We start from the raw sequence: 7,759 nt of genomic DNA on the forward strand, positions 1-7,759 counted from the left end.
GACCGTGCAGGTAAAATAGCCCCACAGCACAAGGCCCCGCAGACTTTGAAAAAGGTCTGCGGGGCCGCTGTTTGTTTATTTATTTATTTATTTATTTATTTATTGCAGCGTCTCTTTGGTGCGCAGGCGGCGGCAGGCGTCTTCCTTCACCAGCTCCAGCACCACCGCCGTCAGCGGGATGAAGAAGAGGATGCCGAGGATGCCGAAGAGCTTGCCGCCGATCATGGCTGCCACAAGGGTGTACAGGGGCGAAAGCCCCACCGATTTGCCCACCACCCGGGGGTAGATGAACTGGTTCTCGATGAACTGCACCGCAAGGTAGACCAGCAAAGCGCGCACCGCCAGCAGGGGGTCCACCAGCAGCACCAGCAGCACGCTGATGACGCAGGAGAGCAGAGCCCCCACATAGGGGATGATGGCGCAGATGGCGGTGAGCATCCCCACCAGGCTGCCGTAGGGGATGCGGAAGAGGGAGAAGGCGAGGCTCATAAGCATGCCGAGGATCACCGCCTCGCTGCACTGGCCCGTGAGGAAGTTGGCGAAGGACTGGCGGAACAGGCGGCAGAACTTCAGCACCCAGGCGGCATGGCCGGGCTTGAGGTAGGCGCGCACCAGGGTGCGGGCCTGGTGGCCCAGGCTCTGTGCCCCCAGCGAGAGGTAGACGGAGATGATCAGCGCAAAGGAGGCCGTCACCACAAGATTCACCGTGGCGGAAACGGCCCCCGCCGCGTTCACCAGCACCGTGTCGAGGCCGGAGGTCACCTTGTGCAGCAGCTGCTCCCAGTCGATGCCCTCCAACCGGCTCATCAGCCAGCCCATGTCGGGGTCCTGGGCGTGGAGGTAGGCCGTCCAGCGGGGGATGTTGGCTTCAATTTGCAGATACAGGCTGTGGAAGGACTGCACCAGCTCCGGGATCAGCAGCGTCAGGGCCAGCACCAGCACCAGCACCACCCCCAGCAGGGTGAGCAGAAAGCTCAGCAGGTGGAGCGCCTTGCCCGAGGGCTGCTTTCTCGCTTTGGCAAACAGCCGCCCCAGCCGCTTTTCCAGCCCGGCCATGGGCACGCTGAGGAACAACGCCAGAATGCCGCCCGCCAAAATGGGCAGCACCAGATCCACCAGCTGCGCGGCAAAGGCCAAAACGTCCGAAAGCCGCAGCAGCGCCACAAAAAGCGTCACGCCCACCAGCGTCACCAGCAGGGCCTGTTTCGTGTTCGATCTCATCCAAATGTTCCTTTCCCGGAGCGTCTCCGAGGTTTTTTCTATTGTATCCAGAAAAAACCAGCTTGTCAAGCAGCCGGGGCGCGGCGCAGCACGCGCTTTACAGCCGCCCCTGGAGCTTCCGGCTTAAATCGGCCAGACACCATGCGATGGCCATGCCGCCCGCAATGCCCAGCGCCGCCAGAAAGGTCTGCTCCCCAAAATGCTCGGCGGCGGGCAGGTCGTTGGAGACGACGGCGTTCATGCAGTAATATAGGGTGCTGCCGGGGATGAGGGGGATGGCCGCGGTGATGAAAAACGGGGTAGAGGGGGCGTTGCGGCAACGGGCAAGCACCTCGGCGTAGAGAGCCGCGCAAAACCCGGCCAGCAGGTTGGCCAGAACCGAGAGAAGATTTCAAGACACGGTCTTGAAATGCGAGACCCGTTGCTTAGAAGAATTGTATCACTTCTGTGATTTGATCGCACGAGTGGCCGTACACAAAAAATACAGGAAAAGAGGGATGTCTATCTGAAATTAACGCGACACAACGGACGAGCCGGAACCCACGGCACCTATAACCCCAAGCACAATGACCGCAGTTTCAACCTTTCCAACAGCGAGCACATTGACCCGGAACGAGCTAAAGGCAACATCTACTGGGACTGCTTTCACGGTTCCCGTTCGGCTCTCGCTCCACAAGACCCGGACAATCTGGCGGCAACCTTCTCAGATGGCGTATTCTATTTGAGAATGATGCAACGTCTTTTCTATTCGATATCGGTGGAAATCGCATGGTCGGTATGGTATACTAAAATTAACCCCTATATGCGCTTTTCACAGAAAGGAGCTTCTAAATGCCTGAAAAGCGCAAGGATAGCAAGGGCCGTGTTTTGAAGGATGGCGAAAGCCAGAGAGCAAACGGCACCTACGACTATCGTTATACCGATATCCACAAGAAACGGCGTTGTATTTACGCTAAATCCCTGACAGAGCTGCGGAAAAAAGAGGAAGAACTGTGGCGCGATCTGGCAGACGGCATCGACTATGCTGCCGGAGAGATGACAGTGGCTGATCTGGTTGACCGCTATATGAACCTGAAACGTGGGTTGAAACCCAATTCACTTCGGTCGTACAACACAGCGGTCAAGCGGATTCATGCTGACCCTTTCGGGCAAAAAGCCATTAAAACGGTAAAATTGTCCGATGCGAAAGGCTGGTTCGTGTTTCTGCATGACAGCGGTTTCAAGCAAAACACCATAGGAATCCTGCAAAGCGTTGTCAGACCGGCGTTTGAGATGGCGGTGGAGGATGACATCATCCGCAAGAATCCATTCAAGTTCAAGCTGTCCGATGTTGTGCCGAAGGACGCTTATGTGCGCAATGCCCTGACCAGAGAACAGCAGGAGAAATATCTGCAATTCGTTCAAGACTATGGCGGCAACTATTATGATGATATCGTCATTCTTATGGGAACCGGCTTGCGTGTGAGCGAGCTGTACGGCCTGACACGAGCAGATATCGACTTTGAACGGCACTGTATCCATGTCCGGCGGCAGCTTTGCCGGACGGCTGAAAAGCCCTACTTTGTCACACCGCCGAAAACAAAAAGCGGTATCCGCAATGTTCCCATGACAGATACCGTTTGTGCAGCGTTGCGGCGTGTAGTAAAAGCCAGAGCGTCCACGAAAGTGGAAGCGCTGGTGGATGGTTGCAGCGGATTCCTCTTTCTGGACAAGTCCGGAATGCCGAAGGTGGCAATGCACTTGGAAAACTATATGCGTGGCGTGCAGGGAAAGTTTGAGAAGGCGTACGGCAAACCGGTTCCGCGCATTACACCTCATGTGCTGCGACACACCTTCTGCACCAATGTTCAACAGGCCGGGCTGGATGTAAAAAGCCTGCAATACCTGATGGGACACTCCAATGCCAGTGTGACGTTGGATGTCTACACGCACAGCAGCTTTGAATCGGTTGAAAGAGCCTTTGAACAGATCGTCGGCAACCTGTGATTTTCGACGCATGAAGCGGAATTGCTTACGCCGAAACTTACGCCAAAACTTACGCCAATCGCCCGGTAAGTGGCGTAGATTTGCGTAGAAAAGCGTGGATCGTGCAAAAACGGAGAATCTGGAAAAATCGGCTTGTGGCCTTGATAATTCTACAAAAGTCTACGTTTCCCGATATTCGTGATTTGGCTCCAAAAGTGTGGTTTGGAAGGGCGGCATGTACTAAGCCAAAACCGCCGCTCCCAAGAATCCCAATTTATAAAAAGAACGCAGGCAGAACTTTTCGCAAAGGCGAAGGCTCTGCCTGCTTTTTTGCACCCCTGCCGCACTTTTCTCTTCGCCGCAAATGTGCTACAATAGCCTTAGCATAAGGAAAAGGGGAACGCGCATGGCCAGAAACAGGCAGAACCTGAACATCATCTACATCTCGGACCGAATGCGGGAGACGCTGCGGCCCATAGCGTCCTGTGCGCTCACGGCGGTGGTGGCCCCCATGGGCTACGGTAAAACGACGGCGGTGCGCTGGTTCTTGGCAGAGCAGGCCAAGGCGGGGGCCGTGGTGCTGCAAGCCAGCATCTACTCGGATAACCGCTCCATCTTCTGGAAAAGCGTGCAGAAGGCCTTTGCCGCCGCCGGGCTGACGGTGCTGGAGGGCTACGACTGCCCCGCCGACGCCAGCGGCGCGGCTTTGCTGCTGGAGGACCTGTGTGCCGCGCTGGGCGGCAAAACGCCCTACTATCTTTTTCTGGACGATTTCCACCTGCTGGGGGACGAGCGGGTGGCGCAGTTTTTGTGTCGGCTGGCCTACCGCCTGCCCGAGAACGTCCACCTTATCGTGGCCAGCCGCAACCGCTTTCTGCCCGGGGAGCAGGTGGTGCGGCTGGGGCGGCGGCTCCACCGCATCGAGGCCGACGGCCTTCGCCTGAACCGGGAGGAGCTGCTGGCCTACACCCACCGCTGCGGCGTGGAGATCACCGCCGCCCAGGCCGAGAGCCTGCTGCGCTCCTGCGAGGGGTGGTTCTCCGCCGTCTACCTGAACCTCCATGCCCTGGCCGAGCGGGGGAGCCTGCTGCAGCCGGGGCCGGACATCTACGCCATGTTCACCGCCGCCATGCTGGAGTCCCTGCCCGAGAAGACTCGGGGCTTCCTCGCTGTGATGGGGCTGGCCGATGAGTTCACGGTGGAGATGGCCCGGGCTGTCACCGCCCTGCCCGACGCGGAGGAGGTGCTGCGGGCCCTCACCCAGCAAAACGCCTTTGTCACCCGCCTGCCGGACGGGGTGAGCTTCCGCTTCCACCACATGATGAAAGAGTGCGCCGAGCGGCTCTTTGCCCAGCTGCCCGCCGCCCGGCAAACGGAGGTCTGGCAGCGGTATGGCCGCTGGTATGCCCAAAAAGCCCAGTACCTCCACGCTTTGCAGGCCTTTGAGCACTGCGGCGACCGCGACGCAGCCCTTGCCGTCATCGAGGCGGACGCAGGGGATCTGCTTGCCTCCCTCAGCCCCGCCGAGCTGCTGCAGCGGCTGGACCGCTGCCCGGTGGAAGCGCTGCAGCGCCACCCGCTGGCCATTCTGGTGCTGATGCGCCGGATGTTCACCTGGCAGCAGATCCCCAAAATGATGGAGCTGAAAGCCCTGCTGGAAGCCGCCGTGGCCCAACACCCCGAGTGGCCCGCCGCCGAGCGGGGCAACCTGCTGGGGGAGTGCGACCTCATCCAGAGCTTCTTGTTCTACAACGACATCACCCAGATGAGCCGCCTCCACCGCAGCGCCAGCCGCCAGATGAGCCGCCCCGCCGTCACCCTGCGCAACAGCGGCAGCTGGACCTTCGGCTCCCCCTCGGTGCTGATGATGTACTACCGCGCCCCCGGGGAGCTGGGCAAAGAACTGGCCGAAATGTACGAGTGTATGCCCCATTATTATAAAATCACCAACGGCCACGGCCGGGGGGCCGAGCTTTTGATGGACGCGGAGGCCGCCTACCTGCAGGGGGCGTGGGAGAAAGCCGCCGTGCTGCTGGAGCGGGCCCGGGCTGATGCCGCCGGGCAGGAAAACATGACCCTCTGCTGCGACTTTTTGGCCCTGCGGCTGGCCCTGTGCGGCAAGGAAAAAGAGGGGTACGATTTTGCCGCCAAGCGCGCCGCCCTGCTGCAAAAGCACGACGGGGTGCAGGTGCATCTGCTGGAAAGCATCGCCGCCTATTTCTACGCTTTGCAGGGCAGGCCGGAGCAGGCCCCGGAGCTGTTCCGGGAGCACAAGCTGGCCGAGGTGAGCTTCTTTGGGCCCTGCCGCCCCATGATGTCCCTCATCGAGCAGCAGGTCTGGCTGGCGCAGGGGGAGTACGTGAAGGTGATCGCCCACAGCGAGGGCCTGCTGCGCCGGTGCGAGGCCATGCACTACGGGCTGGTGGGCCTGCAGGCCCGTATCCAGCTGGCGGCGGCGCAGCTGCGCTTCGGCCAGCGGGCCGAGGCCCGGGCCACGCTGGCAGCGGCTTTGCTGGACGCTGTGCAGGACGATTTCTGGGTGCTCTTTGTGGAGCAGTATCCCGCTCTGGCCCCCCTGCTGGAAGGAGAGGACTGGGCCGCCTGCGAGCCGCGCCTGGGGCCCTTCGTGGCCCGCATCCTGCCCGCAGGCCGGGCCTTTGCCGCCCGGCTGGGCCTGCCCGCCCCCGCGCCGGAGCTGCCCCTGACCGACCGCGACCGGGAGCTGGCCCGTCTGGTGGCCGGGCGGTGCACCAACAAGGAGATCGCCGCCGCCCTCTACCTCTCCGAAGGCACGGTGAAGCAGTACATCAACCAGCTGTACGCAAAGCTGGATATGGGCGGCGACCCCCGCACCCGCCGCGCCCGCCTGGCCGAGTGGTACCAGAAAAACGCCCCCCGGAATTAACCAAAAACTAACCCCGGGTTAATAGCAAAAACCAAAGCTCCACGGTATCCTAAAAGTGAACCGTGGAGCTTTTTTCCTGCAACAAAATTGGTAGAAAAAGGGAGGCTTTTGCAATGAAACGAAGATGGAAGAAATTCCTCGCCGGGGTGCTTTCCGCAGCCCTCGCGCTGAACCTCGCGGCCCCGCTGGCACTGGCGGGCAGCCCGACGATCGGAGCAGCTTGCAGGGTGACAAGTGTGTTTCTGTATCCGAAGTATGTCGGACGGGTCGATGATAATGAGAGGGTGCCGTACATTCAGGGTGAGGTATCCTATGACCATGGCCTTTTGACCTTTCACGGAGACGTGACGCTGGACACAACTTTGGACTCGGAGAATTACTCGCTGGTCAAAGCCCTCAGTGAAGAAAATCTGAGGCTGGTGGCAAACGGCAAAGTAACGGGCAGAACGAAAAGCAACGGCTTTGATGGAGCAAAGGAAATAGTAAGGGGAGAATACGATCTCTCCAATACCGATGCGGGAAACCAGTCGAAAGGAATTTTAGGCGCTACAAACGATAAAACGACGATTGCTTCCGATACTAGAATCACGCTGAAGGGTTTCCAGACGGGCATCGGCTGGGGAAGCGTTCAGATCGATGGCAAGGTGAAGATCACAAATGCAGAATACGGCATCGCCAATTTCACTACCATGAACCATGGCAGCGAGCTGGTGATCCATGCGCAGCAGTACATCGGGGAACAGGGTCATCTGACCTACAACGGCGGCCACCTGCTCCTGAATGTGACGACTATCGGTATGGACTTCGGCCTGAGTAGGCTGGGCATCGGAAAGGACGTAAGCAGGTTCTGGTATCGCACTGGCGATGATGAAAACTATACGGAAATCGACACCAACGTGCAGGAAAAACTTGACAGCTTTTTTGAAGTCAAAGAGACAAACCACGCCTATCTGGAACTGACGGATGTGGACCCGGACCAGCAGGAAAGCGAAACCTACGACCTCTGGGTAGCAGGCACGCAGGTAACGGAAACCAACCAGAACGACGTGCTGGGCAACGGCACCGTGTCCTATGACCCGGCTGCCCACACCCTGACGCTGAAACAGTCCGACCTCACGCTGGGCGAGGATGCGGAGGGAGACGTTTCCAGCTGCATCGATTCCCAATTGGCGGAAGAGCTGACCATTACCGGCACAGCCACCCTTTCCAACGCCGATGGAATCCTTACGGAAGGCCCGCTGACGCTGGATAACGCAACCCTCACCTTTACGGGCAATATCAATGAGGATGTTGGTGATGACGCAATCCGGGCAGGCCGCTCTGACGAGGACATCACCATCCGAAACAGCACCGTGACCATTGCAGGCACGAACTCGGAAGGCAACTTCTTCCAGTTTGGCATTCGGTGCGGCAAGCTCACCGTGGCGAACAGCACGCTGGATGTGAAAGCCGGCGGCTCGGCCATCGTGGCAGCAGACGAGATGGAAGTTTCCGGCGCAGGCACCGTCATCACGGCGGAAACGGATGCATCGGAGGAACAGGATTATTATGCCCTCGAACTGGGACGCCTGATCATGTCTCACGGCCTTGATCTGGTGGAAGGCAAAGTAAACGAGAGCAAGAAGGCGAAGATCGCCCGGCCGGAGCAGGCCCCCACAGACTATACGG

5 protein-coding genes are annotated in these 7,759 nt (G+C 59.2%); 3 read left to right on the top strand and 2 right to left on the bottom strand.

Features of this window, described 5'->3' with window-relative positions; all coding sequences use genetic code 11:
• Positions 1-99 precede the first annotated feature (99 nt).
• Positions 100-1,221, bottom strand: a complete 1,122-nt coding sequence (locus GKG36_RS14450; protein WP_154261317.1) for an AI-2E family transporter — start codon at positions 1,219-1,221, stop codon at positions 100-102.
• A 97-nt stretch (positions 1,222-1,318) separates the two neighbouring features.
• Positions 1,319-1,597, bottom strand: a complete 279-nt coding sequence (locus tag GKG36_RS14455; protein WP_347563059.1) for a threonine/serine exporter family protein — start codon at positions 1,595-1,597, stop codon at positions 1,319-1,321.
• A gap of 455 nt (positions 1,598-2,052) precedes the next feature.
• On the opposite strand from GKG36_RS14455, the gene GKG36_RS14465 reads away from it, so the two are divergent.
• The 3 genes from GKG36_RS14465 to GKG36_RS14475 all read left to right on the top strand — a co-directional run.
• Complete coding sequence (locus GKG36_RS14465) at positions 2,053-3,207, top strand: site-specific integrase (RefSeq protein ID WP_154261319.1); 1,155 nt, start codon at positions 2,053-2,055, stop codon at positions 3,205-3,207.
• Positions 3,208-3,592: 385 nt separating this feature from the next.
• Positions 3,593-6,091 (top strand): LuxR C-terminal-related transcriptional regulator, encoded by a 2,499-nt coding sequence (locus GKG36_RS14470; RefSeq protein ID WP_154261321.1) that lies wholly within the window; start codon positions 3,593-3,595, stop codon positions 6,089-6,091.
• A 113-nt stretch (positions 6,092-6,204) separates the two neighbouring features.
• On the top strand, positions 6,205-7,759 hold a 1,555-nt coding region (locus GKG36_RS14475), incomplete at its 3' end, for a hypothetical protein (RefSeq protein WP_206671183.1).

Origin of the sequence: Faecalibacterium sp. BIOML-A1, assembly GCF_009679715.1 — a bacterium.
Lineage (GTDB): Bacteria > Bacillota > Clostridia > Oscillospirales > Ruminococcaceae > Faecalibacterium > Faecalibacterium taiwanense.